General features: G+C 65.9%; 26 protein-coding genes. 18 read left to right on the top strand and 8 right to left on the bottom strand.

Translation table 11 applies throughout. From position 1 onward, the window contains the following. Window positions 1-98 precede the first annotated feature (98 nt). Both H7K45_RS08370 and H7K45_RS08365 read right to left on the bottom strand, forming a co-directional pair. On the bottom strand, window positions 99-548 hold the full coding sequence (locus tag H7K45_RS08370) for a winged helix-turn-helix transcriptional regulator (RefSeq protein ID WP_263995324.1): 450 nt from the start codon (window positions 546-548) through the stop codon (window positions 99-101). Between the two features lie 37 nt (window positions 549-585). Continuing rightward, complete coding sequence (locus tag H7K45_RS08365) at window positions 586-2,295, bottom strand: FAD-dependent oxidoreductase (RefSeq protein WP_263995323.1); 1,710 nt, start codon at window positions 2,293-2,295, stop codon at window positions 586-588. Window positions 2,296-2,566: 271 nt separating this feature from the next. Here H7K45_RS08365 and H7K45_RS08360 point away from each other — a divergent pair, with 271 nt between their 5' ends. The 5 genes from H7K45_RS08360 to H7K45_RS08340 all read left to right on the top strand — a co-directional run bounded on the left by H7K45_RS08360 (window position 2,567) and on the right by H7K45_RS08340 (window position 5,742). After that, a complete protein-coding gene (locus H7K45_RS08360) occupies window positions 2,567-3,427 on the top strand; it encodes an enoyl-CoA hydratase/isomerase family protein (RefSeq protein ID WP_263995322.1) in 861 nt (286 codons plus the stop codon). Window positions 3,428-3,514: 87 nt separating this feature from the next. Continuing rightward, on the top strand, window positions 3,515-3,988 hold the full coding sequence (locus tag H7K45_RS08355; RefSeq protein WP_263995321.1) for an OsmC family peroxiredoxin: 474 nt from the start codon (window positions 3,515-3,517) through the stop codon (window positions 3,986-3,988). Beyond that, the gene (locus H7K45_RS08350) at window positions 3,985-4,665 is read left to right on the top strand and encodes a type 1 glutamine amidotransferase domain-containing protein (RefSeq protein ID WP_263995320.1); all 681 of its coding nucleotides are present in this window, start codon (window positions 3,985-3,987) and stop codon (window positions 4,663-4,665) included. Before H7K45_RS08355 ends, H7K45_RS08350 begins: the two co-directional genes overlap by 4 nt. 34 nt (window positions 4,666-4,699) lie before the next feature. Then, window positions 4,700-4,993 carry a muconolactone Delta-isomerase gene (locus H7K45_RS08345; RefSeq protein WP_263995319.1) on the top strand — a complete coding sequence of 98 codons (294 nt, stop codon included), beginning with the start codon at window positions 4,700-4,702 and terminating at the stop codon, window positions 4,991-4,993. A 38-nt stretch (window positions 4,994-5,031) separates the two neighbouring features. Next, on the top strand, window positions 5,032-5,742 hold the full coding sequence (locus H7K45_RS08340) for an SDR family oxidoreductase (RefSeq protein ID WP_263995318.1): 711 nt from the start codon (window positions 5,032-5,034) through the stop codon (window positions 5,740-5,742). Between the two features lie 64 nt (window positions 5,743-5,806). On the opposite strand, the gene H7K45_RS08335 is transcribed toward H7K45_RS08340, so the two are convergent. Further along, window positions 5,807-6,250 (bottom strand): nitroreductase family deazaflavin-dependent oxidoreductase, encoded by a 444-nt coding sequence (locus H7K45_RS08335; protein WP_263995317.1) that lies wholly within the window; start codon window positions 6,248-6,250, stop codon window positions 5,807-5,809. Window positions 6,251-6,332: 82 nt separating this feature from the next. Between H7K45_RS08335 and H7K45_RS08330 the strand changes: the two genes are divergently transcribed. After that, window positions 6,333-6,890 (top strand): TetR/AcrR family transcriptional regulator, encoded by a 558-nt coding sequence (locus tag H7K45_RS08330; RefSeq protein ID WP_263995316.1) that lies wholly within the window; start codon window positions 6,333-6,335, stop codon window positions 6,888-6,890. A gap of 31 nt (window positions 6,891-6,921) precedes the next feature. Here the strand turns inward: H7K45_RS08330 and H7K45_RS08325 are convergent, their stop codons facing one another. Then, window positions 6,922-7,821 (bottom strand): macrolide 2'-phosphotransferase, encoded by a 900-nt coding sequence (locus H7K45_RS08325; protein WP_263995315.1) that lies wholly within the window; start codon window positions 7,819-7,821, stop codon window positions 6,922-6,924. 145 nt (window positions 7,822-7,966) lie between these two features. On the opposite strand from H7K45_RS08325, the gene H7K45_RS08320 reads away from it, so the two are divergent. Beyond that, complete coding sequence (locus H7K45_RS08320; protein ID WP_263995314.1) at window positions 7,967-9,436, top strand: flavin-containing monooxygenase; 1,470 nt, start codon at window positions 7,967-7,969, stop codon at window positions 9,434-9,436. A 35-nt stretch (window positions 9,437-9,471) separates the two neighbouring features. Here H7K45_RS08320 and H7K45_RS08315 read toward each other — a convergent pair whose 3' ends face one another. Continuing rightward, window positions 9,472-10,029 (bottom strand): TetR/AcrR family transcriptional regulator, encoded by a 558-nt coding sequence (locus H7K45_RS08315; RefSeq protein WP_263995313.1) that lies wholly within the window; start codon window positions 10,027-10,029, stop codon window positions 9,472-9,474. 106 nt (window positions 10,030-10,135) lie between these two features. Here H7K45_RS08315 and H7K45_RS08310 point away from each other — a divergent pair, with 106 nt between their 5' ends. The 4 genes from H7K45_RS08310 to H7K45_RS08295 all read left to right on the top strand — a co-directional run bounded on the left by H7K45_RS08310 (window position 10,136) and on the right by H7K45_RS08295 (window position 14,251). Then, window positions 10,136-11,071, top strand: coding sequence for an alpha/beta hydrolase (locus H7K45_RS08310; protein WP_263995312.1), 936 nt, complete (start codon window positions 10,136-10,138; stop codon window positions 11,069-11,071). 37 nt (window positions 11,072-11,108) lie between these two features. Beyond that, entirely contained in the window at window positions 11,109-11,900 is a 792-nt protein-coding gene (locus tag H7K45_RS08305) for an SDR family NAD(P)-dependent oxidoreductase (protein WP_263995311.1), read from the top strand. A gap of 77 nt (window positions 11,901-11,977) precedes the next feature. Continuing rightward, the gene (locus tag H7K45_RS08300) at window positions 11,978-13,369 is read left to right on the top strand and encodes a DUF1254 domain-containing protein (RefSeq protein WP_263995310.1); all 1,392 of its coding nucleotides are present in this window, start codon (window positions 11,978-11,980) and stop codon (window positions 13,367-13,369) included. Window positions 13,370-13,840: 471 nt separating this feature from the next. Next, window positions 13,841-14,251 (top strand): helix-turn-helix transcriptional regulator, encoded by a 411-nt coding sequence (locus H7K45_RS08295; RefSeq protein ID WP_263995309.1) that lies wholly within the window; start codon window positions 13,841-13,843, stop codon window positions 14,249-14,251. Window positions 14,252-14,292: 41 nt separating this feature from the next. Here H7K45_RS08295 and H7K45_RS08290 read toward each other — a convergent pair whose 3' ends face one another. Beyond that, entirely contained in the window at window positions 14,293-15,096 is an 804-nt protein-coding gene (locus tag H7K45_RS08290) for a GAF and ANTAR domain-containing protein (RefSeq protein WP_263995308.1), read from the bottom strand. Window positions 15,097-15,442: 346 nt separating this feature from the next. Here H7K45_RS08290 and ctaD point away from each other — a divergent pair, with 346 nt between their 5' ends. Continuing rightward, window positions 15,443-17,332, top strand: coding sequence for an aa3-type cytochrome oxidase subunit I (gene ctaD, locus H7K45_RS08280; protein ID WP_372512517.1), 1,890 nt, complete (start codon window positions 15,443-15,445; stop codon window positions 17,330-17,332). A 97-nt stretch (window positions 17,333-17,429) separates the two neighbouring features. Here ctaD and H7K45_RS08275 read toward each other — a convergent pair whose 3' ends face one another. Next, window positions 17,430-18,905: an APC family permease gene (locus tag H7K45_RS08275; protein WP_263995307.1), complete on the bottom strand. Its 1,476-nt coding sequence runs from the start codon at window positions 18,903-18,905 to the stop codon at window positions 17,430-17,432. An 85-nt stretch (window positions 18,906-18,990) separates the two neighbouring features. Between H7K45_RS08275 and H7K45_RS08270 the strand changes: the two genes are divergently transcribed. The 6 genes from H7K45_RS08270 (at window position 18,991) to H7K45_RS08245 (ending at window position 24,704) form a co-directional block, all read left to right on the top strand. Further along, window positions 18,991-19,575 (top strand): helix-turn-helix domain-containing protein, encoded by a 585-nt coding sequence (locus H7K45_RS08270; RefSeq protein WP_263995306.1) that lies wholly within the window; start codon window positions 18,991-18,993, stop codon window positions 19,573-19,575. 28 nt (window positions 19,576-19,603) lie between these two features. Further along, entirely contained in the window at window positions 19,604-20,512 is a 909-nt protein-coding gene (locus H7K45_RS08265; protein WP_263995305.1) for an SMP-30/gluconolactonase/LRE family protein, read from the top strand. Between the two features lie 47 nt (window positions 20,513-20,559). After that, window positions 20,560-21,927 carry an NAD(P)/FAD-dependent oxidoreductase gene (locus H7K45_RS08260; protein ID WP_263995304.1) on the top strand — a complete coding sequence of 456 codons (1,368 nt, stop codon included), beginning with the start codon at window positions 20,560-20,562 and terminating at the stop codon, window positions 21,925-21,927. 43 nt (window positions 21,928-21,970) lie between these two features. Further along, window positions 21,971-23,350 carry an NAD-dependent succinate-semialdehyde dehydrogenase gene (locus H7K45_RS08255; protein ID WP_263995303.1) on the top strand — a complete coding sequence of 460 codons (1,380 nt, stop codon included), beginning with the start codon at window positions 21,971-21,973 and terminating at the stop codon, window positions 23,348-23,350. Window positions 23,351-23,479: 129 nt separating this feature from the next. Then, complete coding sequence (locus H7K45_RS08250; protein WP_263995302.1) at window positions 23,480-24,124, top strand: NADPH-dependent F420 reductase; 645 nt, start codon at window positions 23,480-23,482, stop codon at window positions 24,122-24,124. Between the two features lie 28 nt (window positions 24,125-24,152). Continuing rightward, window positions 24,153-24,704, top strand: a complete 552-nt coding sequence (locus H7K45_RS08245; RefSeq protein ID WP_263995301.1) for a TetR/AcrR family transcriptional regulator — start codon at window positions 24,153-24,155, stop codon at window positions 24,702-24,704. 13 nt (window positions 24,705-24,717) lie between these two features. Here the strand turns inward: H7K45_RS08245 and H7K45_RS08240 are convergent, their stop codons facing one another. Beyond that, on the bottom strand, window positions 24,718-25,476 hold the full coding sequence (locus H7K45_RS08240) for an SDR family NAD(P)-dependent oxidoreductase (protein ID WP_263995300.1): 759 nt from the start codon (window positions 25,474-25,476) through the stop codon (window positions 24,718-24,720). Window positions 25,477-25,565: the final 89 nt, after the last annotated feature.

Here is a 25,565-nt window from a genome sequence, read left to right as displayed (position 1 = left end):
TTCTCCGCCGTCGTGGCCCCAGCTCTGCCTCGCCTCGAACGCAGCTGCACATCCCGCATGTCGCGGGTAAGCGTCGGGGCCGCGCTCTCGCTACATCGTCAGTTGCCGGTGGGGATGGTCGCCACGTCGTCAGCTGGCACTTCGTATCCAAGATCGTCGATGAAGGCGACGTGTACCGGCCGATCGGTGCGGCTGGCTTTACGCACCATAGTGGGACCTTCGGGCCGGGAGAGGTGTCGGTCACCCCACTGTTGGAGCGCGCCGATGAGTACGTGTAGCTCGCGGCCTGCGGGGGTGAGGTGGTAGGACGGGCGCCGACGTTGACCTGGTTCCTGGTAGGACTCCTTGGTCATGACGCCGTACTCCACCAACGTGGCGAGCCTGTCTGCCAGTCGATCTGGTGGTAGGCCAAGATTGCGTTCGAAGTCGGCGAACCTCGTCGTCCCCAACAGGGCCTCGCGAAGGATGAGGATCGTCCACCGCTCACCCAACACCGTCATACTGCGCGCGACCGAGCACTTCCAGTCGTCGACCTTCTTGGTTGCCACTCGATGGACTCTACACCTCTGACTTGACATTCCGTAGTCAGCTCGAATCGCCCCCCGCATTCCCGCGGCGGGTGGGCCAGGTGCGAGCAGCGGTGAGGAGAGCGTGCACGGTACTGACGGCGCTGGCGCCTTCGCCGACGGCGGCGGCGACGCGTTTCATGGACCCGGCGCGGACGTCGCCGGCGGCGAGCACTGCGGGTGTGCTGGTCTCGAAGGGCATGGGTGTGCGGTTGGCCTGAACCCACTGCGGTCCGAGGGCGTCTGGGGGGATGCGGGAGTCGGTGAGGATGAATCCGTGGTCGTCGAGGGCGATGTCGGTGAGCCACTCGGTGGCGGGCACGGCGCCGATGAAGCAGAACAGGGCGCACACATCGTGATTCGTGGTGGTGACGTTTCCGTCCGATGTCGTGGTGGCGGTGATGCGGCGCAGTTGATGGTCACCGTCGACGGCGCTGACTTTTGTGTGGGTGTGCACGGTGATGGCGGGGTGGGCGGCGATTCGGTCGGCGAGGTAGGAGGACATGCCGACGGTCAGCGAGGCGCCGCGCACGACGAGGTGCACCATGCCGCCTCGTTCGGCGAGGAACAGGGCCGCTTGTCCGGCGGAGTTCGCGCCGCCGATGACGGCGACGGCAGCGTTGCCGCAGACACGGGCCTCCAGTTCGGTTGCACCATAGTAGATTCCGACGCCTTCGAAGTCGTCCCATCGCGGCAGCGGTAGTGCACGGTAGCGAGCGCCGGTGGCGATCAGGATGGTGTGGGTGTCGACGACGGTGCCGTCGTCGAGGTGCACGCGCGGGCGTCCCGGGGTCGTGTCGAGGTGGACGACCCGGGCCGGGGTGGCAATGCGGGCACCGAACTTCTGGGCTTGGACGACGGCGCGTCCGGTGAGCTCGCTGCCGCTGATTCCGGAGGTGAAGCCGAGGTAGTTATCGATGCGGGAGCTGGTGGCGGCTTGCCCTCCGGTGGCGACGGAGTCCAGGAGCAGGGTGCGCAGTCCTTCTGAAGCGCCGTACACCGCGGCGGCCAGACCTGCGGGTCCGCCGCCGATGACGACGACGTCGAGGGTTTTGCCGGAGATAGGGCGGTGCGACAGGCCCAGAACGTCGGCGAGCCGGGCGGGAGTGGCCTGGCGGATGACGGCGGTGGAGGTGAGCACGGCTGGAAGGTCCTCGACGGCGATGCCGGCTGCTTTGGCGAGGACGTCCCCGATGTCGGAGTCGAAGTCGGTCCAGGTGTGGGGGAGTCGTTGGCGGTCGAGGTAGGTGCGTAGGGCCATCGACGGGGAGGACGCCGGGCCGGCGAGGACTTCGATGCTGCGGGCGCCTTGGCCGTCGCGCAGGCTTTGGCGTCGTGCGAGCAGGGCCCGCAGGATCAGGTCGGAGAGATCGGATTCGGTGTCCATCAGCCGGCGGAAGTCGGTCGGGCTGACGCGGTAGATGACCGCGGTCTCGCTGGCCCGGGCGTCGAGGTAGGTCGCCTGTCCGGTAAGCAGGTTCATCTCCCCGCTGAACTGGCGTGGGCCGTAGTGTGCGACAACGGCTTCCGGGCTGTCGGCGGTAGCGGCCCGAAGAACGTCGACGGTCCCGGATTCGACGAGCAACATGTCGCAGGTCGGTTCCCCCGCTCGAAACAGCCAGGTGCCTGCCGGGGCGTGTTGCACGGTGCCGTAGCCGCGGAACCGTTCCCACAGCGCGTCGGTGAAGGTGGGTTGCGCCGCGTTGGCGGTGTGTGTGGTGGTGGACATGTCGCGAGCCTTCAACGTGGTCTTCTCTTCATCGTGTTCTGAATTCAACAGTCAAAGCATGCAGGGATAGCGCGCTCGCGAGATTGGGCCTGGCGACGTGCATCCGTGGAACACACTCCCCCGAAGAAAGAGCCATTGGCGTGAATGACAGTGGCTTTCGTGTACCAGTACTCTGCCGGCCGGCGTCGGGGCGTACTCGAGGGAGCATGACCAAAGGCGACGGTACACACACTAACTAGCCATTTCAAAGTGAGGTGGTACGGTGCAACGCATGACCTTCCTCGACGACTTCGCCCCTACCCACCTTCGTCTCACCGAGGTGTCCCCCACGTTCTGGCGGGTCACGTTCGACAACCCGCCGGTCAACGTGATCGGCACCGAGATGATGCGTGACCTCAAGAACCTGCTCACCGAACTGGAGTCCAACGACACCGTCAACGTCGTGCTGTTCGACAGCGCAGACCCGGACTTCTTCCTGGCCCACTACGACCTGGCCGCCGACCACGCAGCATCCGAGGCGCTGCCCAGTCCCACCGGGTACGCCGCCTGGGTGGACGTCACGGTGCGCATCAGCAAGCTCTCCGCCGTCACCATCTCGGCCGTACGCGGCATCGCCCGCGGCGCAGGTAGCGAGTTCGCGCTGGCCACCGACATCCGATTCGCCAGTCGCGAGAAGGCCATCCTCGGGCAGATGGAGGTCGGCTTCGGCGCCGTACAAGGCGGCGGCGCCTCGGGACGCTTGCCTGCATTGGTCGGACGCGGACGGGCCTTCGAAATCTTGCTCGGTGGCGGTGATTACGACGGTGACACGGCCGAACGCTACGGCTATGTCAACCGCTCCATCCCGGATGAGGACGTCGTCGCCTTCGTCGACGACTACGCCGCGAGGGTGTCGCGCTGGGACCACCGCGTCATCGGTGAGATCAAGGCGTTCGTCAACAAGTACACCCGCTTGCCCGACAGTGAATTCCCGCTGCACTCCGACGCCTTCTGGGCGGCGGTGCCCACCCCCGGCTTCCAGGCAGTCACCAAGGGACTCTTCGAACGCGGCCTCCAGCAGAAGAGCGACCTCGAATACCGCCTCGGGGCTGAGATCGCCGACGTCGCCGCCGCCGTGACAACCGCCAGCTGACCGAGCGACGGCACCGAGTCGACCGTTCACCAAAACGACCGTTCGCACAGACCCATTCACCACATCACGTACACCCGAGGAGAACCGATGCCAGTCGTGACCGGACAGTCCCAGTGGAACGGGACCTTCAAGGAAGGCACCGGAACGTTGTCGACGACGACGTCGGGCACCATCCGCGAGGCGCCCTACACCTACGCCAGCCGATTCGAGGGCGCACCCGGGGCCATCCCCGAAGAACTCCTCGTCACCGGGCATGCCGGCTGCTACAACCACGCATTGGCCAACATCGCCTTCAAGGCGGGCGCATCCGTCGAATCAATCAGCACCACAGCTCAACTCACCATGGGGACCGACGACCAAGGATCCGACGGGCACGGCTATTCGGTGGAGGGCATCCACTTCGTCGTCGTCGCCGACATCCCCGGCATCACCGACGACCAGTTCGTCGAGCTTGCCGAACAGGCCCGAGCCCTGTGCTCCATCTCCAAGATCTTGACCGTCCCCATCACGTTGGACGCGTCCCGAATTACCACATCGCCAGCAACGGAGGAAGAAGCATGAAGGCACTATTCGTGAGCAGCAGCCACGAGACCGGCACCTGGCTCTCGGAGGTCACTCACCCGTACTGGCATCTGACCGAACGCGGTATCGACGTCGACTTCTCCAGCCCGGCGGGTGGCAACGTCAACTGGAGCGCGTTGAGCGATCCGTACTCCGAGCAATCGCAGGAGTCCGACGATCTGGTAAGCAAGGGATTCCTGTCCGATCCCACTCTCGTCGGACGCCTCGCGACGACACTCAAGCTCGCCGACGTCGACCTCGACGAGTACGACGTCATCCACTTCACCGGCGGCCAAGGGGCGACCCACGACTTCTTCCCCAACCCCGACGTCACCGCCGCGCTCAAGCACTTCTTCGCCAACGACAAGGTCGTCGCCGTCATCTGTCACGGAGCCATCGCCCTGGGCAACGTGCCCGACCGGCTACGGGGACGACGGGTCACCGGCTACTCTCGGGCCGAGGACGCCGTCCTGGAGCAATATGGATTCTCCTTCCCGCACTTCCCTCAGACCGTCCTTGAAGAGGCAGGCGGCCGATACACCAGTGCCGGTATCGCCGAGCCGTGCGTCATCGTCGACGGCCGACTGATCACCGGGCAGAACCAGCAGTCCGCGTCGGAATACGGCATCGCGCTGCTGCACCTCGTCGCCGGCCGCAGTCCCGTCGCCATCGGCTGATCTCCCTACTGCCCACCGACTAGAGGAAAGACCGTTGCTGTTCCACGTACACATGGCGACTCACGTCCCCGACACCATGGACGCCGACACGCTCGCCGACCTGCAAGCCAAGGAACGCGCGCACGGCGCCCCCCTGCAGGAAAGCGGCGTCTGGCGACATCTGTGGCGGGTCGCCGGCAAGTTCGAGAACATCAGCATCTTCGACGTCTCCGGGCCCGACGAGCTTCACGACATCCTCAGCGAGCTGCCCCTGCACCCCTATATGAACGTCACCGTGACCGCGCTGTGCCACCACCCCGGCTCGATCAGACGCGACGACGAATCCTGACCCGACGGGCAACCCCTCACGACGGAAGAGGTCACATCATGCAGATCGACGGAGCGGTCGCACTGGTCACCGGTGCGAATCGTGGACTGGGACAACGGATCAGCGAGCAACTGGTCTCCCGGGGTGCGAAGGTCTACGGCGCGGCCCGCCGACCCGGGAGCGTGACCACCCCCGGCGTCATCCCCGTGCACGTCGACGTCACCGACGCCGACTCGGTGGCGGCGGCTGCTGCGGCAACCGGCGACGTGACACTGCTGGTCAACAATGCCGGAATGGCCAGTTCCGCCACACTGTTGACCGGCCCGATGGACGAGGTGCGGGCGACGATGGAGTCCCACTTCTTCGGCACCTTGTCGGTGACGCGGGCGTTCGCCCCCCAGCTGATAGCCAACGCCCCCGGTGCGGTCCTCAACGTCGTGTCGGTGCTGTCCTGGCTGCACCCGCAGGTACTAGGCGCCTACGCCGCGGCGAAGACTGCGCTGTGGGCCCAATCTGACGCCATACGTGAGGAATTCGCACCCCACGGTGTGGCCGTCACCGCCCTGCACATCGGCTTCATGGACACCGACATGATCGCCGACCTGGACACCGTCAAGACCGACCCGGGGATCATCGCCGCCATGGCGGTCGACGGCGTGGAACGTGGCGTGATCGAAGTCCTGACCGACGAGATGACGCGGGAGGCGAAGGCCGCCCTGTCCCGTGAACGGATCGCCGGTGCGGAGAACACGTTCGAGGCGTGGCTCTAGATCGTGCGAATCGCCCTGCGGCACTGGGCCACCGCCACCGCGTGACGGTGCACAGGTCGCCGTGTCAGCTGCCGTGGCGCTCCAGTTCGATGACGGGAATGAGTCGTGACGTCCGACGCTGATAGTCGCCAAACTGCGGCTGCAACGCCACCTGCTTGGCGTAGACGTCCTCACGCTCTTGGCCTTCGAGCACGCGAGCAGTCACCGGAAAGGTTTCCGCACCCCACTCCGCCACGGTCTCGGGATGGGCCCGCAAGTTGTGGTACCAGTCCGGATTGGTGTCGGATCCCCCCTTGCTGGCGATGATGTAGATGCGGTCTCCGTCGACGAGCGGGACCAAGGGGGCGATTCTCTTCTTGCCGGATTTGGCGCCGACGTGGTGCACGAGCACTACCGGAATGCCCTCCCATTGGCCTCCCGGCTTACCCCCGGTCGCGCGAAAGGCCTCGATGACCTGCCGATTCATCTCGGACAGTTCCTCGGCAGTGATGCCGATGTCTTCAGTCATGGTGCAGCGTCCCTTCGGTAAGATGCGGAGACCATCTCCGGTAAGTATTGCGGAGACAATCTCCGTTTGTCGAGGGGTAGGGATGACGCGACCACTTCGCGCCGACGCGCAACGCAACCGGCGGCGCGTGCTCGACGCCGCTCGCGACGCGTTCGATCGAGACGGAGTGACGGCCTCTCTCGACGACATTGCGCGTGCGGCTGGCGTGGGCCCGGGAACCCTGTATCGACACTTCCCGACGCGAGATCGGTTGGTGCGCGCTGTCATCGACGACGGCCTGGTCGACATCCACGACATGGGCGTGGCGTTGCTGGTGGAGTCCGACCCGGCCCAGGCGGTCGAGACGTGGCTCAACGCGTACGTCGAGCAGGGCAGCATGTTCAAGGGATTGGCCGAGACACTGGTGACGCCAACCGACGAGTCCGATGACCTGGATTCGTGTCGGCGGGCCCGAGAAGCGGGGACGGCGTTGATCGCGCGGGCCGTACGAGAGGGCGCCTTCCATCCCGACGTGCGGGCGGACGACGTGCTGGACATGGTGGCTGCCGTGACATGGGTGGGCGAACAACCGAATCGCCAAGCAGGACAACGTGAACGGCTGTTGAAATTATTGGTTGCTGGAATGCAGGCTGACGCCTGACGGCGCGCCCAACAGATCTTCGGCTGCCACGTCACGCGTGCATTTGAAGCCTTTTGGCGGCCACTGCGAGGTCGTCCTGAGCGCGGGTGGTCAGCGCGTACAGGGCATACCCGATCGGGGATGCTTCCCAGAGGTGACGAGCCTGGGCGGCCAGGCCTGGATATGGGTGCCCGCCGGCCGCCGCATAGGCCCCCAAGGTCACCTCAAGCATGTCTTCGCCTGCGGCGCCGTACTGGGCGGCGAGGTCGCGGGCGGGGTCGTCGACGCGCGCCGTGGTCCAGTCCAGCACGCCGGTGACCGACCCGTCTTCGGCGAAGAGCAGGTGCGCGGGATAGATCTCGCCGTGCGTCATCACGGTCTCGTCGGGCCAGCAGCTGTCGTCGGCCAGCCAGCTGTCCCAGGCCTCGGAGAGCTCGGGCGCGACGGTGAACGCCGCGCGTACGTTTTCGATGTCGTCGCGCCAGGACTGCCGAACTCGCGCGGGCGTACGTACCTGCACCCCTGCGGCTTTCGCCTGCTCGGCAGTGATGCAGTGCAGTCGCGCCAAGAGGCGCCCGAGACGCACCGCATAGTCCGGACTGGCAGCGTCCATGTGCCAGTCCGGTTCCCCGTCATCGGTCAGAGTTAGGCCCGGCGCACCGGGCAGGGCGGGATAGGCGATCACGTCGGGGGATCGGACCTGCCAATCGGGAACCGCCACGCCGGCGGCCGCTAGAACCGGGGCCACCAACTCGAGGATGCGGTTCTCGGCGGCGATGCTCTCGGAGACGTCCGCGCGGCGTGGCAGGCGCAGCACCCAGCGGCACCCGTCGCGGTCCTGTGCCATGACGATCCGGTAGTCCAGCCCCGCCTCGATCAGCGTTGCGCCTCCGGAGGTGAGTTGTAGCCCATGAGATGACGCCACGGCGATGGCGGCGTCAATCGCGTTCATGTCCCCAGGGTGCCATCGGGGTCAGCACACGATCCACCGAATATCCGCGAGCGAGCCCTGGCAGCCATAGTGGCGGACTTTACAGGGTGTCGACTAGTTCAACGAGGTGTTGACCTTTTCGACGACGTGTTGGTAGCTTTACACCATGACCGATTTTGTCGACGTGGTGATCGTGGGTGCCGGAATCTCGGGTATCAGTGCCGCGTGGCACCTTCAGCAGCAAGCGCCAGGCAAGAGTTACGTCATCCTGGAGCGTCGCGAGAAGCTGGGTGGCACCTGGGACTTGTTCAAATATCCTGGCATTCGGTCGGATTCGGACATGTATACCCTGGGGTTTCATTTCAAGCCGTGGGCGACCGATCAGATGATCGCCAACGGCCCGTCGATCTGGAACTACCTCAACGAGGCTGCGTCGGAGAACGGCATCGACACTCACATCCGCTACGGCCAGAAGGTCGTCTCGGCGAATTGGTCCGACGAGGACGGCGTCTGGGAGGTCACCGTCGACCACGGCGGGGAGCAAACGGTCGTGCACGCGGGCTTTCTGTGGGCGTGCAGCGGCTATTACGACTACGACAAGGGTTTCTCCCCGGAGTTCGCCGGCTCCGGCGACTTCGCCGGGACGATCGTGCACCCGCAGCACTGGCCCGAGGATCTGGATTACCAGGGCAAGAGAGTCGTCGTCATCGGCAGTGGCGCCACGGCCATCACCCTGGTCCCCGCATTGACCGACAACGGCGCAGGCCACGTGACGATGCTCCAACGCACCCCGACCTACATCGGTTCGCTGTCCGACAAGGATCCGTTTGCGGCAAGGGCTTTCGCGCTGCTGCCGCAGAAGGCCGCCTACACCGCCGTGCGGTGGAAGGCCATCCTGACCGCCACGGCGCAATATCAGATCGCGCGCGCCCTGCCTGGCGTCTTCCGTAAGACGTTGCGTTCGATGGCCGAGCGCCGCCTGCCCGACGGCTTCGACTACGACAAGCACTTCGCGCCCGACTACAAGCCATGGGATCAGCGAGTGTGCTTGGCCCCCAACGGCGACATCTTCACCGCCATCCGGAGGGGCACCGCCGAGGTCGTCACCGACACGATCGACCGGTTCACTCCCGAGGGCATCCGGTTGACCTCCGGCCGGACTCTGGAGGCCGACGTCATCGTCACTGCGACGGGTCTGAATGTGCGGTTCTTCGGCGGCGCCGAATTGCAGCGCAACGGTGTGCCCGTCGATCTCGCGGACACCGTGGCATTCAAGGGCATGATGCTCTCCGGTGTGCCCAACATGGCCTTCACCTTCGGCTACACCAACGCGTCCTGGACTCTGAAGGCCGACCTCACCTCCGAGTACGTCAGCCGCCTGCTGAACTACATGGAGGACAACGACTTCGGCGTCGTCGAGCCGCGCCAACCCGGCGGTGACGTCGAACGGCACCCCTTCTTGGACCTCACCTCGGGATACATCACGCGCGCGACCGACCGCTTGCCGAAGTCGGGCTCCAAGGCCCCCTGGCGACTCAAGCAGAACTACTTCGTCGACCTGCGGGTCATCCGCAACGGCAAGATCGACCACGACGCATTGCAATTCTCTCGTCGGCGCGCACCGGTCACGGTGTAGACCGTCCTGCGAGCAGGCGAGGAGTAGTCGATGGTTCAGTTCGTCGGCGGTGCGGTCGACCAGCGCGCGGCAAGGGCGTCGCAGATCGCGCGTTCGCGTTCTTCCCCAAGCGAGTGCATGAGCAAGCCCTCGACGGTGAACACGCCGATCATGACCTCGGCGTCCACCGTCGAGGCGGGAATGCCGGTGTTCTGAAGCTCGAATCGGAGCAGGCTGCCGGTAATCGTGTGGAAGTTCTGATGCCATTCGGCGATCGCCGGGGAGTGCTCGACGCGGGAGTGCACGGTCGTCACGAGTCGGCTCATCTCGGTGAGTTGACCGACTACCCACAGCAACCGCGCCGCAATCGGTTGGCTGGCGATCGCCTCATACTGCGGCCACACGTCGGCCATGACGGAGGTCAGGACCGCGATCAGCACGTCGTCCTTGTCCTGGAAATACCAATAGATCGTGTTGGGTGCCACGCCGGCTTCCTTGGCCAGGCGACTCATCGAGGTGGCGTCGTACCCGCCGTCGACGAACAGCCGCCGAGCGGCCGCCACGATCTCCGCGCGCTTCTCGTCGGCGGCCTGGGGCCGCTTGTTGCGCGCCATGACGTCCCCTCTTGGATCTGCTGAATCACACTTTCTTGGATGACGTTCAAGATACTGCTAGCGTTTTCTTGAACGCTATTCAACACGACTGACCGAGGAGCGCACCGTGACACCACCACGCAGCTATGTCCGCCACGACGTCACCTTCGATTCCGGGGGCACGTCGTGCGCGGCGTGGCTCTACCGACCCGACGGTGTCGAGAATCCGCCCATCGTCGTCCTGGCCCACGGGTTCGCTGCGTTCCGGGAATTGCGCCTGGACGCCTACGCCGCACGGTTCGCGCAGGCGGGCTATGCGGCCCTGGTGTTCGACTACCGGCACTGGGGTGCCAGCGCAGGTGAACCCCGTCGGATACTGGACATCGCCAAGCAACAGGCGGATTGGCGCGCTGCCGTCGCGTACGCCCGCAGCCTCGACGGCGTCGGCGGCAGCCAGGTAGTGGGCTGGGGGTCATCCTTCGGCGGTGGCCACGTGCTCACCTTGGCTGCCCGCGACCGCGGCTTCGCCGCCGCCATCGTCCAGGTGCCCCACGTCTCCGGACCCGCCTCAGCGTTCTCCCAATCGCCGAAGTTGGTTGCGCGGCTGGTCGCCGCCGGGCTGCGCGATCAGGTCGGCGCCTGGCTGGGGCGCGAACCCCACCGGGTCACGTCCATCGGTAGGCCCGGCGACTTCGCCATGATGACCTCACCCGGAGCCTATGAACTCGTCGAGGAGATGGCCGGGGGCGAGGCCGCCGAGCACCTGCGTGCGCAGCTGGAGGCCGAGAACGACGTCGCCGCTCGTATCGCGCTGCGGGTGCCGCTGTATTCACCGGGCCGTCTTGCCACCAAGATCACCGTGCCGACGTTAGTGCAGCTGGCCACCAAGGACGACGTCACCCCGTACGCGAAGGCGCGAAAGATCGTCTCGCGCATCCCCCGCGGCGAGGTGAAGTCCTACGACATCTCGCACTTCGAGCCCTACCTCGATCCGCACTTCGAACAGATCGTCACCGCCCAGGTCGACTTCTTGGACCGCCACGTCGGGGCTGATTTCCGATGAGCGCATCGACACCCCGCGACACCAGAAAGGCACCCCGATGACCGACCCTCGACGGACCGCATTGATCACCGGCGCCTCCGCCGGCATCGGCGCAACCTTCGCCCGCCACCTCGCCGCCCACGGGCACGACGTGCTCCTCGTCGCGCGCCGGGCCGACCGCCTCGAAGAGCTCGCCGCCGAGCTACGCCGCACGCACGGAGTGCGCTGTGAGGTCTTCGCCGCCGACCTCACCGACCCCGCCACACCGGCGGCCATCATCGATCACGCCGCGCGCGCCGAGATGCCCGTCGACGTGCTCGTCAACAACGCGGGACTGTCGTCGAGCACGAAGTTCTCCCAGACTCCGTGGGAGTCGGTGGCCGCCGAACTACAGCTGATGGTCACCGCGACAACCGAACTCGCGCACCGGGTGATCCCTGGCATGAAGCAGCGTCGATGGGGACGCATCGTCAACCTGTCCTCCCTGGCCGCGATGGCCCCGCCCGGCGAAGGTCTGCTCTACACCGGCATCAAGGCCTACGTCCTGCAGATGTCGCAGTCCCTGGACATGGAACTCAAGCCGCATGGCATCCACGTGACTGCGTTGTGCCCGGGGTTCACCCACAGCGAGTTCCACGACGTGATGGGCGCCCGCGAGGCCGCCGATCGCCTCCCCGGCCTGCTCTGGCAAGAGCCGCAAGACGTGGTGCGTGAAGGCTACGAGGCGGTGATGGCTGGCAAACCCGTCTGCATCCCGGGCAAGGTCAACAAGCTCACCGCCGCCACCATTCGTCCACTGCCACAACGCCTTCAGTACGTTCTGGGCCGCAACCTCAACCCCTTCAAATAGCACGGCGCGGGGTCGCGCCGCGGCATCGAATCGGCGATTTCGGGCGTGCCCGCGGTCGACTTCGAGAAGATGGGCCCATGACTTCACGTGCTGAACAGCGGGTCGACTTCGATGGCGGCTACCCGACACCCGACACGGTGGGGCAGGCGTTCGACGATGTCGACCTCAACCGGGCCATCGCGTCGTATCGGTTCTTCTACCGGACCGTCTCTGGCGCAGCCATCTTCGACGGCACCGTGGATGCGGGCGCGCAGCCGAACACGACCTTCGGATACATGGACACTCAACCGCGCCACGTCGGCTTCACGCTCAATTCCGACACCCCGTACGGCGGTGTGTTGTTGGACCTGCGCAACGGCCCGATGGTGGTCGAGCTCCCCGCTGGCCCGTTCATCGGCGCGGCAATGGACATTCATCAGCGGTGGATACAGGACCTGGGCATTCCGGGACCCGACGCGGGCAAGGGCGGAAGGCACTTGCTGCTGCCCCCTGGGTATGAGGCGGAGGTGCCATCCGGCTACCACGTCGGTGCATCTGGTTCTTACCGGGTGATCGTCGGCCTTCGCTCACTTCCCGAGCACGGCGACGTACCCGCGGCCATCGAGCGGCTCGAGAACACCAAGGTGTATCCGATGAATCCCGCCCCGGAGTGGGCGGAGCCGACCTGGTTCGACATGACCCCCGCGCCGCAGGACACGACACCGCACCGCTACGAGCGGGACCTCGGATTTTGGGAAGTCCTCCACGGCGTGGTTCAGACTGAGCCGCCACTCGACGACAGCCCCGCCCAGTACGGCGATCTTGCTGCGCTGGGCATCGCCAAGGGTGAGCCGTTCGATCCGGACGACCGATTGAGCCGCATCCTCGTACAGGCTGCTGGCAGAGCCTGCGCGCAGATGCGGGTGGAATCCTTCGCCGACCGCAGACCTGACCGCGTCGTATGGGATGGCCTCCAATGGCAATGGGCTGCACTGCGATTCGAAAACGGCGACTTCGACACGCCCAACTATCGCGACACCTATGCCATCGACAAGTGGTTCTTCCAAGCCATCGCCACCTCACCGTCGATGTTTCGCCGCGATGCCGGTGCCGGCTCGCTCTACTGGCTGGGGTTGAAGGATGACGCGGGTTCTTATTTGGACGGCGGCAACACCTACAAACTCACCGTGCCGCTGCCCGTGCCCGCCAAGCTCTTCTGGTCGATCACTGTCTACGACGCCGAAACCCGCAGTCAGATACAGACGGACCAAGGCAAGGCAGCGTTGCGTTCGCTGTTCGAATTGAGCTCGCTCTCAGGGTCATCCGCTGACCTCTACTTCGGCCCACAGCCACCCACCGGACGAGAAGGCTCGTGGATAAAGACCACACCGGGAAGAGGTTGGTTTGCCTACTTCCGCATCTACGGTCCCGACCAAGCCGCCTTCGACGGCTCGTGGAAGCCCAGCGACTTCGAGGTTGATCAGACGTAGGCGGTCTTGACGGGTGCACGTCGAGGTCGTCAGGGGCAGGATGGCTGTCGGTGCCGTTGCGCTCGGGTGAACTAGGGGTCGTCGAGATGAACGCCGTTTTGCTGGACACTTACGATGTCGGTGAGGCCGAGGCGGTCCTCAGTGCCAGTTACTCCAGGATGCACATCGGAGCCACGTCGAACCTACCGACCCATACCCACATGACCCGCTCGACTCTCGGTTCGTTGGCGTTCGACGAGATCGAATACGGCTACGACTTCGGCTCCCAAGGCGACCCGGCGCCCCACCCGCCACTGGTGTGGGTGAAGTCCGGATCGATGTTTCATCGACAGCCCGGTGGCGAACTCGAGGTTGCCCGCCCGGGCACGGTGGCCGTGATCGGCCCGCGAGGGAGTTCCCTTCAGCGGAGAGATTCGTGCCGGTCACTTCGTCGCCGTCGTCATCGACCGGAGTTCGTTGGTAGCCGGGTCGGTGTCCCGCTACTTGGCCGCAAGCATGCTGGCATGCTTTCCCACCACCGCGCTGCTCGAACTCACCATCGAAGACCGTCACGACAGCACCCCGGTGCTCCTTCGGCGAGCCATCAGCTTCATCGACGACAACGCCGCCGACGACATCTCGCTGACCGACATCGCACGAGCGGTATACGTCTCCCCGCGTGCCTTGCAGTACATGTTCCGCAAGCACCGCGATTGCACACCCATGGAATACCTGCGCCAAGCTCGGCTGCACCACGTCCGTCTCGAGCTGATGACCGGAAACCGGCTGACGACGACCGTGGGGCAGGTGGCCGCGCGGTTGGGGTTCGGCCACCTGGGTCGATTCGCCACCGCCTATCGTCTGCAGTACGGGGAAAGTCCGCACCAGACGTTGCGCAGATGATGCCCGTCACGAAGCTGCTCAGCGCCCTGCCCCAACCATCGTCACACTCCGCCGAGAGGTGGTCGACGCCGACTGCGGGGCCAACGGTCGACCGGCGGTTGATCAGCGGCCACGACCTTCTCGGCGACGACACTGAGTTTGGTGTTGGTGTCCTGCGACAGGCGTTTGAGCAACTCGAACGCGGCGAAGGCGTCGATGCCGAAGCGTTCCATGAGCATCCCCTTGGCCTGGCCGATGGCATCACGGTTGGCCAGCGCACTCCGGAATTGACGTTCTCGGCTCACCAGTTTCCAGGCCACCATGGTGTGGGCGGCGACCAGCAGTCCCGCCTCGACGGAATCCTGGTCGAACACTCCCGATGATCGGGCGTGAAAATTCAACGCCGCCACGGTGTCCTTGTCGGTGAAGAGGTGAAACGACAGCACCGACCGCACCGACGTCTGGTCCGATGCGGTATCGCAGAACCGGGGCCACCGCCGCTCGGTCGCGAAGTCCTCGATGTGCACGGTGTGTTGCTCCCATGCCGCCGACAGACACGGACCCTCGCCGGTGGCGCGCTGCGCGTCGTCGAGTCGGCGAGCATCCTCACTGGTGGCACCGAGAGTGGTGATGATGCCAGAGGCATCCACCACGGTGATACCGGCGGACCGGGCGCCGGGCACCACGTGGACATTGGCGTCATTCACCTGCTTCAGCGCCACATCGAGATCATCGTGGCCTCGCTGCTGCCAGCCCTCGACTAGTTCGAGCACCGCCTCCAAGTGATGCGCCTCGGCGGATCCCGGCCACTGCGGCCGACCCGCGAGCGGCGGTGCGTTCACTCCGATGGTGTCGTCACAGGTCACTGCCTACCCCTTCCTACCGCGCTGGTCGCCAACGCTTCGAACATCCCCATTCTGTTGATGCACCAGCGGCTTTCGTCCAGACCACCGCCTGGCGGTCGATTTCAGGCTCGCGAGCACGCATCATGGCTCCGCTACGCGGCCCCGAATAGGTCACGACGCGCACGATCAGAGCGGACTGTCCGGAAAGCGCAAATCCCGCCGCCGGTTGCCCGGCCAATCAACGGAGTGGCTCGACTTCCCAGAATCGACGGTTTGGCTCCGCGAGTCGGGGTAAGCGTGCGGCGCTCGGCGGGTCGCCGGGTGCCAGTTGCGGCGGACACGCCGCGCGAGCTTGAGGGACGAGAAGATGGCCATCGAGGCACCCAAGGTCGAGGAGCTCCAGGTCTGGCGTCCGTTTCCGGCGCGGATGGGCCCCAGGGGCAACCTGATCTACAAGCTGGTGACCACCACCGATCACAAGCTGATCGGCATCATGTACGTCGTCACGTGCTTCGTCTTCTTCTTCGTTGGTGGACTGATGGCGCTGTTCATGCGCGCCGAACTGGCCCTGCCCGGCCTGCAGTTCCTGAGCAACGAGCAGTACAACCAGCTGTTCACGATGCACGGCACGGTCTTCTTCTTCGTTGGTGGACTGATGGCGCTGTTCATGCGCGCCGAACTGGCCCTGCCCGGCCTGCAGTTCCTGAGCAACGAGCAGTACAACCAGCTGTTCACGATGCACGGCACGGTGATGCTGTTGTTCTACGCGACCCCGATCGTGTTCGGCTTCGCCAACCTCGTGCTGCCGCTGCAGATCGGCGCGCCCGACGTCGCCTTCCCGCGGCTCAATGCGTTCTCCTACTGGCTGTTCCTGTTCGGTGCGCTGATCGCCATCGCCGGTTTCATCACCCCCGGTGGCGCCGCCGACTTCGGCTGGACCGCCTACACCCCGCTGAGCGACATCGTCCGCCACCCGGGGCCGGGCGCCGATCTGTGGGTGATGGGCCTAATCGTCGCCGGCCTTGGCACTATTCTCGGCGGCGTCAACATGATCACCACGGTGGTCTGCATGCGCGCCCCCGGAATGACCATGTTCCGGATGCCGATCTTCACCTGGAACATCCTGGTGACCTCGATCCTGGTGCTGCTGGCGTTCCCCTTGCTCACCGCGGCGCTATTCGGCCTGGAAGCCGACCGTCACCTCGGCGCCCACGTCTTCGACGCGTCCAACGGTGGCGCCATCCTTTGGCAGCATCTGTTCTGGTTCTTCGGCCACCCCGAGGTGTACATCATCGCGCTGCCGTTCTTCGGCATCGTCACCGAGATCATCCCGGTCTTCTCGCGAAAACCGCTATTCGGCTATGCGCTCCTGGTGTACGCGACCATCGGGATCGGAGCCCTGTCGGTGGTTGTCTGGGCCCATCACATGTACGCCACGGGCGCGGTGCTACTGCCCTTCTTCTCGTTCACGACGTTCCTGATCGCCGTCCCGACGGGCATCAAGTTCTTCAACTGGATCGGCACGATGTGGAAGGGCCAGTTGACCTTCGAGACACCGATGCTGTTCTCGGTCGGCTTCCTCGTCACGTTCCTGTTGGGCGGATTGTCCGGCGTGCTGCTGGCCAGCCCGCCACTGGACTTCCACGTGACCGACTCGTACTTCGTCGTCGCGCACTTTCACTACGTGCTGTTTGGCACCATCGTGTTCGCCACCTACGCGGGCATCTACTTCTGGTTCCCAAAGATGACCGGGCGCATGCTCGACGAGCGCCTGGGCAAGCTGCACTTCTGGTTGACGTTCATCGGCTTCCACACGACATTCCTGGTGCAGCACTGGCTGGGCGACGAGGGCATGCCGCGCCGCTACGCGGACTACTTGCCCAGCGACGAATTCACCTGGCTGAACATCGTTTCCACGATCGGAGCCTTCACCCTCGGGATCTCCATGCTGCCCTTCGTGTGGAACGTGTTCAAGAGCTGGCGGTACGGCGAGCCAGTGGTGGTGGACGACCCGTGGGGCTATGGCAACTCCCTGGAGTGGGCGACGAGTTGCCCGCCACCGCGGCACAACTTCACCGAACTGCCCCGGATCCGTTCGGAGCGACCGGCATTCGAGCTGCACTATCCGCACATGGTCGACCGGATGCGGGCCGAGTCGCACATCGGCAAGCACGCGACGGCATTCGAGTCACCCGAGGGCTTCGGACCGCGGACCGAGCCGGATCGTCAAGGAGATGTCGGGGGAAGCTCGGATTGAAAACCCCACTTACGCCTCGTCGACTGAGCACTGCACCGCCGGGTGCCCGGCAGGACGGGTCGAACGAGTGTCGCTGTGCCTCAAGGCCCGTCGTCGCTCAGGCCGCAACCTGCGGCCGGTCGTCTTCGCCTTCGCGATCCCGCCACCTCAGCGGCAGCTTGTCCTGTCCGACGCGACGGGCGACGTAGAAGACCATGGACAGTGCCAGCACACACAGCGCGATGACGGTGTTGCGAATGGAGCCGTAGCCGGCCTCCTCGGGGTGGGTGGCGCCGACGACGGTGATCACCACGTCGACGATCAGCACGAACCACGCGACCAGCTTCCATGCCGACCGCAGCTTGATTGGCCGCGGCCATTCCGGGCGGTCACGACGCAGCAGTAGGTAGCCGGACACCGCGAAGATCGTGCACACCATGTATCCGAGGTTGGCGGCCAACAGGATTGCCAGTGGGCTGGACACGACGAGCACGACCAGGATGTTGACGGCCATGTCGACGGTCAGCGCGCGGGCGGGCTCACCGAATCGGTTCAGCCGCTCGAACTGCCGCAACGTCAACCCCTGTCGCGCGATGCCGTACACCGCCCGACCGCCGTCGGCGCTGGCGGCGATCATCGACAGCAACAGGGCCGCGACCACGACGATGATGAGGATGTTGGTCAGCCAGCTGCCGAAGGCACGCTCGACGAGCAGCACGGTGTAGGTGATGGGGTTGTCGCTGATGGTCTGCTCGCCGAGGACGCCCGCGGCGGCGATCGGGGTGATTAGGTACACCGCAAAGACCAGTGCTGCACTGTATTTCATGGCGCGAAAGCTGTCCCGGCGCACGTTGCGGTATTCGGGTGCGAAGGTGGCGGAGATCTCGGTGCCGTACACCGTCCACGCGGCGGCGTACAGCCACACCATCGCGGTGATGAAGGGATGCTCGCCGATGTGCGAGGTCAGGTTAGACGCCTGCCAGCCGCCGGCGACGAACGGCGCCAGGATCACCATGGCGACGAAGACGATGAAGGCCACCGCGATGACCCTGTTGATCGCGGCTGCGACCCGAATGCCCAAGATGTTCGCCACCCAGCTGATCAAGATGGCCACGATGGCGATCACCTGCGGGATTTCGAGGGTCAGGGGCCCTACGTGTGCTGACCACTCGACCGAGCTGAGCCATTCGGATTGGATCAAGCCGCCCAGAGTTTCACCGACCACTCCCAAGGTGAGCGACCATCCGATCCAGTAGCCGAAGGTGGCCAACGGTCCGACGAACGAACTGTGCCGGCGCCACGCCTGATTGGCGTAGACGGCGATGCCACCGGACTCCTTCGGGAACATCAACGCCATCTCGGCGTACAGGAAGGTCTGCAGGAACCCGAGGACGCTGGAGGCGGCCCAGAAGATCATCGCGGGCAGGGCGCCCACGGCGGCGATGCAGAAACCCAGGCTGGTGACGATGCCGTTGGGAATCGACATCGCCATGGAGAACCCGTCGAACCAGCCAAGCTTGCCCTCCGTGCCACGGATCTCGGTGTCCTCATCCGGTGGGAGCGTCGATTCCGTCGAGGAGTCCTCAGGGTGCATTTCGGGCGTCTCCTGCCACTTCAAATGGAGTAGTATTCGCACTGCGTATTGACCAGCTGCTGTACTGTAACTGAAATGAAGTGACATGACTAGTACGGAAGACGTGACCGCGGAGGGCTCGGGGAGTGTCGAACTCGGCGCCCGCATCAAACAATTTCGATTGGGACGCAAATTGACTCAGCGCCAAGTGGCCGAGTTCGCCGAGGTGAGTGTGAGCTTCCTCAGCCAGCTCGAGCGTGGAGTGTGCGGCGCCAGCGTGCCCACGCTCAGCATGATCGGCAAGGCGATGGGCCTGTCGGTGGCCGATCTGTTCTCCGACGAACCGGCAAGCCATCACCGCGTCCTGCGCAAGGAGGAACGGCCCCAGATCAAGACCGCGTCGGGTGCCACCAAGTTCATGCTGACGCGACGCCCGCTGCAGAACCTCGAGGTGTTGGAGGGCGCGATGGCACCGGGCGGCACCATCGGCAGCGACAGCCACACTCACGGCGACTCTCAGGAACTCCTGCTGGTGTTGGCCGGCACGGTCAGGCTGTCTCTCGACGGCACGGAATACGAACTCAACGTCGACGATTCGATCGAATACCGCAGTAGTTCCACGCACGGCGTGACCAACATCGGCGACGACGCCGCCCGAGTGCTGTGGATCATCAGCCCCCCGAGCCTGTGAACCAGACACCACGACGAAAGGCACTGTCATGACTGACTCAGCGACGTCCCTCGACGACGATCGGCAGGGCGGCTGGCACGTGGCCGCCCCCACCCAGGCCTCGCTCGGTGAGCGCCCGGTGTGGGACGAACGAACCGGCACACTGGTGTTCGTCGACATCGACCGGGGGGAACTGCACCGCTTCAACCCCGAGGACGGTCAGTCCACGGTGGCGGTGGTGGGGGCGTCGGTGGGCTGTGTCGGCTTGCGCAACAACGGCGGCGTCGTTCTCGGCACCGACGCCGGCTTCGTCCTCGCCGACGCCACCGGAGAAACCCGCGACGATCCGATCGTGCCTCCTGGCATGACGTCGGCGCACTTCTTCAACGACGGTGCGTGCGATCCGGCCGGCCGGTTCGTGGCGGGTACGTCCACTACCGAACGGACCACCGGGGCCGCTTCGCTGTACAGCCTCGCGCCCGACGGGGCGGTCCGCGTCCTGCTTCCCGAGGTGACCGAGTCCAACGGTGTCGCATGGAGCCTCGACGGGCGGCAAATGTTCTACGTGGACAGCGGAACCCAGGACGTCATGGTGTTCGACTACGACCCCGCCGACGGCACCGCCACCAGCGGCACGGTCCTGTTCAGCATCGACGAGCAGGACGGTGTGCCCGACGGGTTGATCGTCGACGCCGAGGACACCCTGTGGTTGGCCCTGTGGTCCGGGCACGGCATACGCCGATACCGGTCCGACGGTGTCCTGTTGTCGCAGATCACGATTCCCGCCAAGGACGTCACCTGCGCGGCGTTCGGCGGTGCCGACCTGACGGACCTCTACGTGACCACCTCGCGCGGTTACCTAGAACCCGGCGAGGTCGAGGCCTACCCCCACGCCGGTGACTTGTTCGTCCTGCAGACCGGCGCCACGGGGTGCCCGACGCTGCGGTACGGCGGCTGAGTACCACCGCGAGACCCACCGCACCTCCCACCGTCACGGAGCTTCCCTTGCACAACGGTCACCTCTCCTTTTGGATGGCGCGCGACGGCATCGTGGCGCCCCCAACCTCGTCCCTCGACGCCGATCTCGACGTCGACGTCGCGATCGTCGGAGCCGGCCTGACGGGGCTGTGGACGGCATGGGCGCTGCACCAACTCGACCCCAGCACGTCGGTCGCCGTATTCGACGCTCATCGGATCGGGTACGGCGCCTCAGGTCGCAACTGCGGCTGGCTCAGTGCGAAACCCGTTGGCGTGCGGCGGGTGCTGGCCCGGGCCGGGGGCCGGGAGTCCGTCGTCGACGTCGAACGCGCGCTGCGTCGCTCGATGCACGACGTGGTCGACGTCCTCGGCGCAAAGACGATCGACGCCCGCCACGGCGGTGCGCTGCAGGTCGCCCGCTCGGCCAGTCAGCAGCGGCGTCTCGACGACTACGTCGCCTACAACCGGTCCTGGGGTGTCGGCGAAGAGCAGCTGCGCGCGCTGAGCGGTGAGCAGGCCTACCAACGCGTCCGCGTCGCCGGGCTCACCGGTGCCGTACACACCCCGGACAACTACTGCGTCGACCCGGTGAAGATGCTCTTCGGGCTGGCGCAGCACGTCGTCGACGGCGGCGTCGCGGTCTACACCGACTCGCCGGTCGACACCGTCACCGCCGGGATGCTGCGGGTACGCGGCTACACCGTGCGAGTCCGGCGGCGGGTCGTCGTCGCCACCGAGGGGTACACCGCGTCGCAGCCGGGGTATCGGCGAAACCTGCTGCCGCTCAACAGTTCGATGCTGGTCACCGAGCCGCTCAGCGACGAGCAGTGGGAACGAGTCGGTTGGCAGCACGCGGACGGGTTGTCCGGCAGCGCGCACACCTACTTCTACGGTCAACGCACTCCTGACGGTCGCATTGCGCTGGGCGGACGGGGCAAGCCCTACCGCTTCGGGTCGGCCTTCGACGACGACGGGCGCGTCGACGCCCACACCGTCGGCCAGCTGTTGGCCACTCTGACCGAACTGTTCCCCGACGTGTCCCTCACTGCTGCCCACGCGTGGTGCGGTGTGCTCGGCGTCCTGCGTGACTGGTCGCCCTTCGTCGACGCCGACTCCCAGCCGGGCGTCATCCGCGTCGGCGGTTACGCCGGGCAGGGGCTCACCGCAGCCCACCTCGCCGGCCACACGGTTGCCGACCTGATCACCGGACGCCAGCCCACCGCCGCAGCCTGGGTGCGGCGCATGCCGCGCAAGTGGGAGCCCGAACCCCTGCGGTGGATCGGTGCCAACGCGCTGTACCGCACCTACACCGTCGCCGATCACCTCGAGGGACGCTCGACGCACTCTCGCACGTCACGACTGGCCCTGGCCGCCAACGCCATCGCCGGCCGCTAACCACTTCCGTTCACCACAACCGATCCCTCCGAAAGGCAACCCCATGTCCGACACCCTCTACGCCGTCGTCAATCCCGCTACCGGCGAGGTGGTGTCGCGTCAGCCCACCGACACCGACGAGGCACTCGAGGCCGCACTGAACGCCGCCGCCGGCCCCGGCCGCGCCTGGGGCGCGACCACGTCGGTCAGCCATCGAGCCGACGTCCTACGCCGCATCGCCGACCTACACGCCGAACGCAAGGAGACGCTCGCGGCCATCATCGTCGAGGAGATGGGCAAGCCGATCGAACAGGCCCGCGGCGAGGTCGACTTCTGCGTCGACATCTACCAATACTTCGCCGAGGTCGCCGCCGACGCCATGGCCGACGAACCGCTCGTGCTGCGCGGCGGCACCGGAACCGCGATCCTGCGCCGCAGCCCCTTGGGCACGATCCTGGGCATCATGCCGTGGAACTTCCCCTACTACCAGGTCGCCCGATTTGCCGGCGCCAACCTGGTCATCGGCAACCCCATGCTGCTCAAGCACGCGCCGCAGTGCCCGCACTCGGCGGCCGCCATCGCCGAGCTCTTCGCCGACGCGGGTGTCCCGGCCGGCGTCCTCACCAACGTCTACGCGAGCAACGAGCAGATCGCCGGTCTGATCGCCGATCCACGGGTGCAGGGGGTCTCGTTGACCGGATCGGAGCGGGCCGGCGCCGCGGTCGCCGAGGTTGCCGGCCGGCACCTCAAGAAGGTTCTCTTGGAACTGGGAGGGTCGGATCCGTTCATCGTCATGTCCACCGACGACCTCGACCACGTCGTGGAGTGCGCCGTCAACGCCCGCATGGACAATGGCGGTCAATCATGCAACGCCGCCAAGCGTTTCATCGTCGTCGACGAGCTGTACGACGCGTTCATGGAGCGCTTCACCGAGGCGCTGAAGCAGTTCCGTCCCGGTGACCCCACCGACGAGGCCACCGCACTGGGGCCGCTGTCGTCGACCGCGGCGGCCGATCGGCTCGAGGACCAGCTGACCCGCGCCGCCGAGCAGGGGGCACAGCGGGTGCTGGCCGGTGAACGCATCGGCAACGGTTTCACCCCCACCGTGCTGGCCGACATTCCCGCCGAGGCCGACGCTTACCGCGAGGAGTTCTTCGGTCCCGTCGCCTCGGTGTACCGCGTGGCGTCCGAGTCCGAGGCTCTTGCCGTGGCCAACGACACCCCGTTCGGTCTCGGTTCCTTCGTATTCTCCACCGACCCCGAACAAGCCCTTCGTATGGCCGACCAGATCGATGCCGGAATGGTCTACGTCAACGGGGTCTTCGCCGAGGGTGCCGAATTGCCGTTCGGTGGCGTGAAGCGCTCGGGGATCGGTCGCGAACTGGGCCGGGTCGGGTTGGAGGAGTTCGTCAACAAGAAGCTGATCCGCATGGTCACCGGATGAGCGCACCGACCGAGCACCGTAGGCGCCATCTCACCTGATGCGCCTCGCATTCCGCGGCCAGTCGTGATTATATGTCGGTCGATACAGAATCGACGACTTCGGCTGACGCCGGAGCACGAGGGAGACGACATGGAATACGCCGTCATCGGATCGGGCGCCATCGGCACCGCTATCGCGAGCCAATTCGCCCGCACCGAGATCGAGGTGGCGGTTGCCACGTCGAAGGGGCCGGACGCCGTGGCGCCGCTCCGAGAGCGGCTGGGGGAGAAGGTCGTCCCGGCCGAGGTGTCGGAGGCCTTGGCCGCGGACGTCGTCATCCTCGCCGTCCCGTTCGAGGCGGTCCAGGGACTGGTGTCGGCAATACCGGACTGGAACCGTCGGATCATCGTCGACGCCACGAACGCCATCGACTACACGGACTTCTCTCCTGCGGATCTGGGCGGGCGAGCGTCCTCGGACCTCGTCGCCGAATGGGCGGTCAACGCCCGGGTGGTGAAGGCCTTCGGGAACACCTGGGCCAAGGTGCTCGCTCGCGACCCTGGCGAGTCCAAGGAGGGCCGACGCGTTGCGTTCATCTCGGGTAACGAGGCCGACGCCAACGCTCGGATCAGCGCTCTCGCAACGCAGTTCGGGTTCGAGCCAATCGACCTGGGTCGCAACGACGCCGGCGGGCTGCTGCACTCGTTCGGCGGCCCCCTGACGGGACACAGCTTGATCTCCCAACCGATCGCCGGCAACACCCCGCCCGAGATGGATTTGGCGGGATCGCAGTAGCAGGGCCCCACCCCGCTACGATCAGCGGATGGCCCGGCCACGGGAATTCGACAGAGCTCGCGCGCTCGAGGCGGCGATGCGCGCGTTCTGGGAGAACGGCGGCTACGAGCGGACGTCGTTGAGCCAGCTCACCGACGCCATGGGCATCTCGTCGCCGAGTCTGTACGCCGCCTTCGGCAGCAAGCGCGAACTGTACGACGAAGCGGTCGACCTCTATGCGGCTCGGCCGCAAACGCCGTTGACACTGGCGCTGTCCGAGGCGACCGCCCACGCCTTCGCCGAGCGCCTGCTCGACGCCGCAATCGTCGACTGCACCCGCAGGGGCAGTCCCCGGGGATGTCTGGTCAACTCCGATCCACTTCTCTCCGAGCGACGCAACGATGGCCGCAAGGTCATCGAAGCACGGCTCAGACGGGCGGTCGACGACGGCGACCTCCCGCCGTCGGTCGATCCCCGCACGCTCGCGGAATACCTGATCGTGGTCATCAACGGACTGTCGACCCGCGCCAGGGATGGCGCCACCCGGCCGCAATTGCGGGCCGTTGCCGCGGCCACCATGAGCGGCTGGCCGTCGCACTGACCCGGCCTAGTCGTCACAGCGCTTGGAGTCCGCCGTCGACCGTCAGACTCGTCGCGGTGACGAAGCCGGCTTCCGGTCCCACGAGGTAGGCCACCGCGGCCGCGACGTCCTGGGTGGTGCCGATGCGCCCGAGGATCGTCAGGGCGGCCATGTTCTCGGCCAGTTCGCTGCCCGCAGGCACCATGTCGGACTCGATGGGTCCGGGCTGCACGACGTTGACGGTGATGCGACGGTGCCCGAGGTCGCGCGCCCAGCCCTTGCTGTAGGCGACGACGGCTGACTTGGACGCCATGTAGTCGGCGAGTCCCGCTGCGGGCGTGCGGGTTGCGTGTGCACCGGCGGTGGCGATCGAGACGATGCGCCCGCCGTCGGACAGGGCGGGCACCGCGGCTCGCGTGGTCGACACGACACCGCCCAGGTTGATCGCAAGCTGGCGATCGAAGCTCGGCTGGTCTCGATCGGGGTCGTCGATGGATCCCGTGACGAATACGCCGGCGACGTTTACCAGGATGTCGATTCGGCCGAAGTGGTCGACGACTTGCTGAACTGCGGCCTCGGAATCCGCCGGGATCCCATGGTCGGCTTGAACGCACAATGCGCGGCGGCCGAGTCGCTCGATCGCGTCGCGTGTCGGTTCGACCTCTTCCGGCGCCCGCGTCTGGGTGTATGCGACGTCGGCGCCCTCGCTCGCGAGACGAACGGCGATGGCGGCGCCAATGCCGCGCGATCCGCCGGTCACCATGGCCACCTTGTCGTCCAGGCTGCCCGTCATCGACACTCCCTTCGCTCGTTTATTCTGTGTCGATCGTTATATAACCACGCGCAGTGAGGCGCGCGCGCAGTTTCGGTCTCACGCGCGGG

It is taken from the genome of Mycobacterium yunnanensis (genome assembly GCF_025823185.1).
In the GTDB taxonomy this organism is placed as follows: Bacteria; Actinomycetota; Actinomycetes; order Mycobacteriales; family Mycobacteriaceae; genus Mycobacterium; species Mycobacterium yunnanensis.
The sequence above is the reverse complement of the archived record's forward strand: the minus strand, read 5'-3'. Positions and strand labels throughout refer to the sequence as shown.

Bases quoted from the DNA above. Each gene is read 5' to 3' on its own strand.
- H7K45_RS08300 (WP_263995310.1), top strand. From the start codon at position 11,978: ATGACTTCACGTGCTGAACAGCGGGTCGACTTCGATGGCGGCTACCCG.
- H7K45_RS08350 (WP_263995320.1), top strand. From the start codon at position 3,985: ATGAAGGCACTATTCGTGAGCAGCAGCCACGAGACCGGCACCTGGCTC.
- H7K45_RS08330 (WP_263995316.1), top strand. From the start codon at position 6,333: ATGACGCGACCACTTCGCGCCGACGCGCAACGCAACCGGCGGCGCGTG.
- H7K45_RS08320 (WP_263995314.1), top strand. From the start codon at position 7,967: ATGACCGATTTTGTCGACGTGGTGATCGTGGGTGCCGGAATCTCGGGT.
- H7K45_RS08355 (WP_263995321.1), top strand. From the start codon at position 3,515: ATGCCAGTCGTGACCGGACAGTCCCAGTGGAACGGGACCTTCAAGGAA.
- H7K45_RS08340 (WP_263995318.1), top strand. From the start codon at position 5,032: ATGCAGATCGACGGAGCGGTCGCACTGGTCACCGGTGCGAATCGTGGA.
- H7K45_RS08360 (WP_263995322.1), top strand. From the start codon at position 2,567: ATGACCTTCCTCGACGACTTCGCCCCTACCCACCTTCGTCTCACCGAG.
- H7K45_RS08255 (WP_263995303.1), top strand. From the start codon at position 21,971: ATGTCCGACACCCTCTACGCCGTCGTCAATCCCGCTACCGGCGAGGTG.
- ctaD (WP_372512517.1), top strand. From the start codon at position 15,443: ATGGCCATCGAGGCACCCAAGGTCGAGGAGCTCCAGGTCTGGCGTCCG.
- H7K45_RS08315 (WP_263995313.1), bottom strand. From the start codon at position 10,029: ATGGCGCGCAACAAGCGGCCCCAGGCCGCCGACGAGAAGCGCGCGGAG.
- H7K45_RS08245 (WP_263995301.1), top strand. From the start codon at position 24,153: ATGGCCCGGCCACGGGAATTCGACAGAGCTCGCGCGCTCGAGGCGGCG.
- H7K45_RS08365 (WP_263995323.1), bottom strand. From the start codon at position 2,295: ATGTCCACCACCACACACACCGCCAACGCGGCGCAACCCACCTTCACC.
- H7K45_RS08335 (WP_263995317.1), bottom strand. From the start codon at position 6,250: ATGACTGAAGACATCGGCATCACTGCCGAGGAACTGTCCGAGATGAAT.
- H7K45_RS08250 (WP_263995302.1), top strand. From the start codon at position 23,480: ATGGAATACGCCGTCATCGGATCGGGCGCCATCGGCACCGCTATCGCG.
- H7K45_RS08305 (WP_263995311.1), top strand. From the start codon at position 11,109: ATGACCGACCCTCGACGGACCGCATTGATCACCGGCGCCTCCGCCGGC.
- H7K45_RS08275 (WP_263995307.1), bottom strand. From the start codon at position 18,905: ATGCACCCTGAGGACTCCTCGACGGAATCGACGCTCCCACCGGATGAG.
- H7K45_RS08240 (WP_263995300.1), bottom strand. From the start codon at position 25,476: ATGACGGGCAGCCTGGACGACAAGGTGGCCATGGTGACCGGCGGATCG.
- H7K45_RS08270 (WP_263995306.1), top strand. From the start codon at position 18,991: ATGACTAGTACGGAAGACGTGACCGCGGAGGGCTCGGGGAGTGTCGAA.
- H7K45_RS08265 (WP_263995305.1), top strand. From the start codon at position 19,604: ATGACTGACTCAGCGACGTCCCTCGACGACGATCGGCAGGGCGGCTGG.
- H7K45_RS08325 (WP_263995315.1), bottom strand. From the start codon at position 7,821: ATGAACGCGATTGACGCCGCCATCGCCGTGGCGTCATCTCATGGGCTA.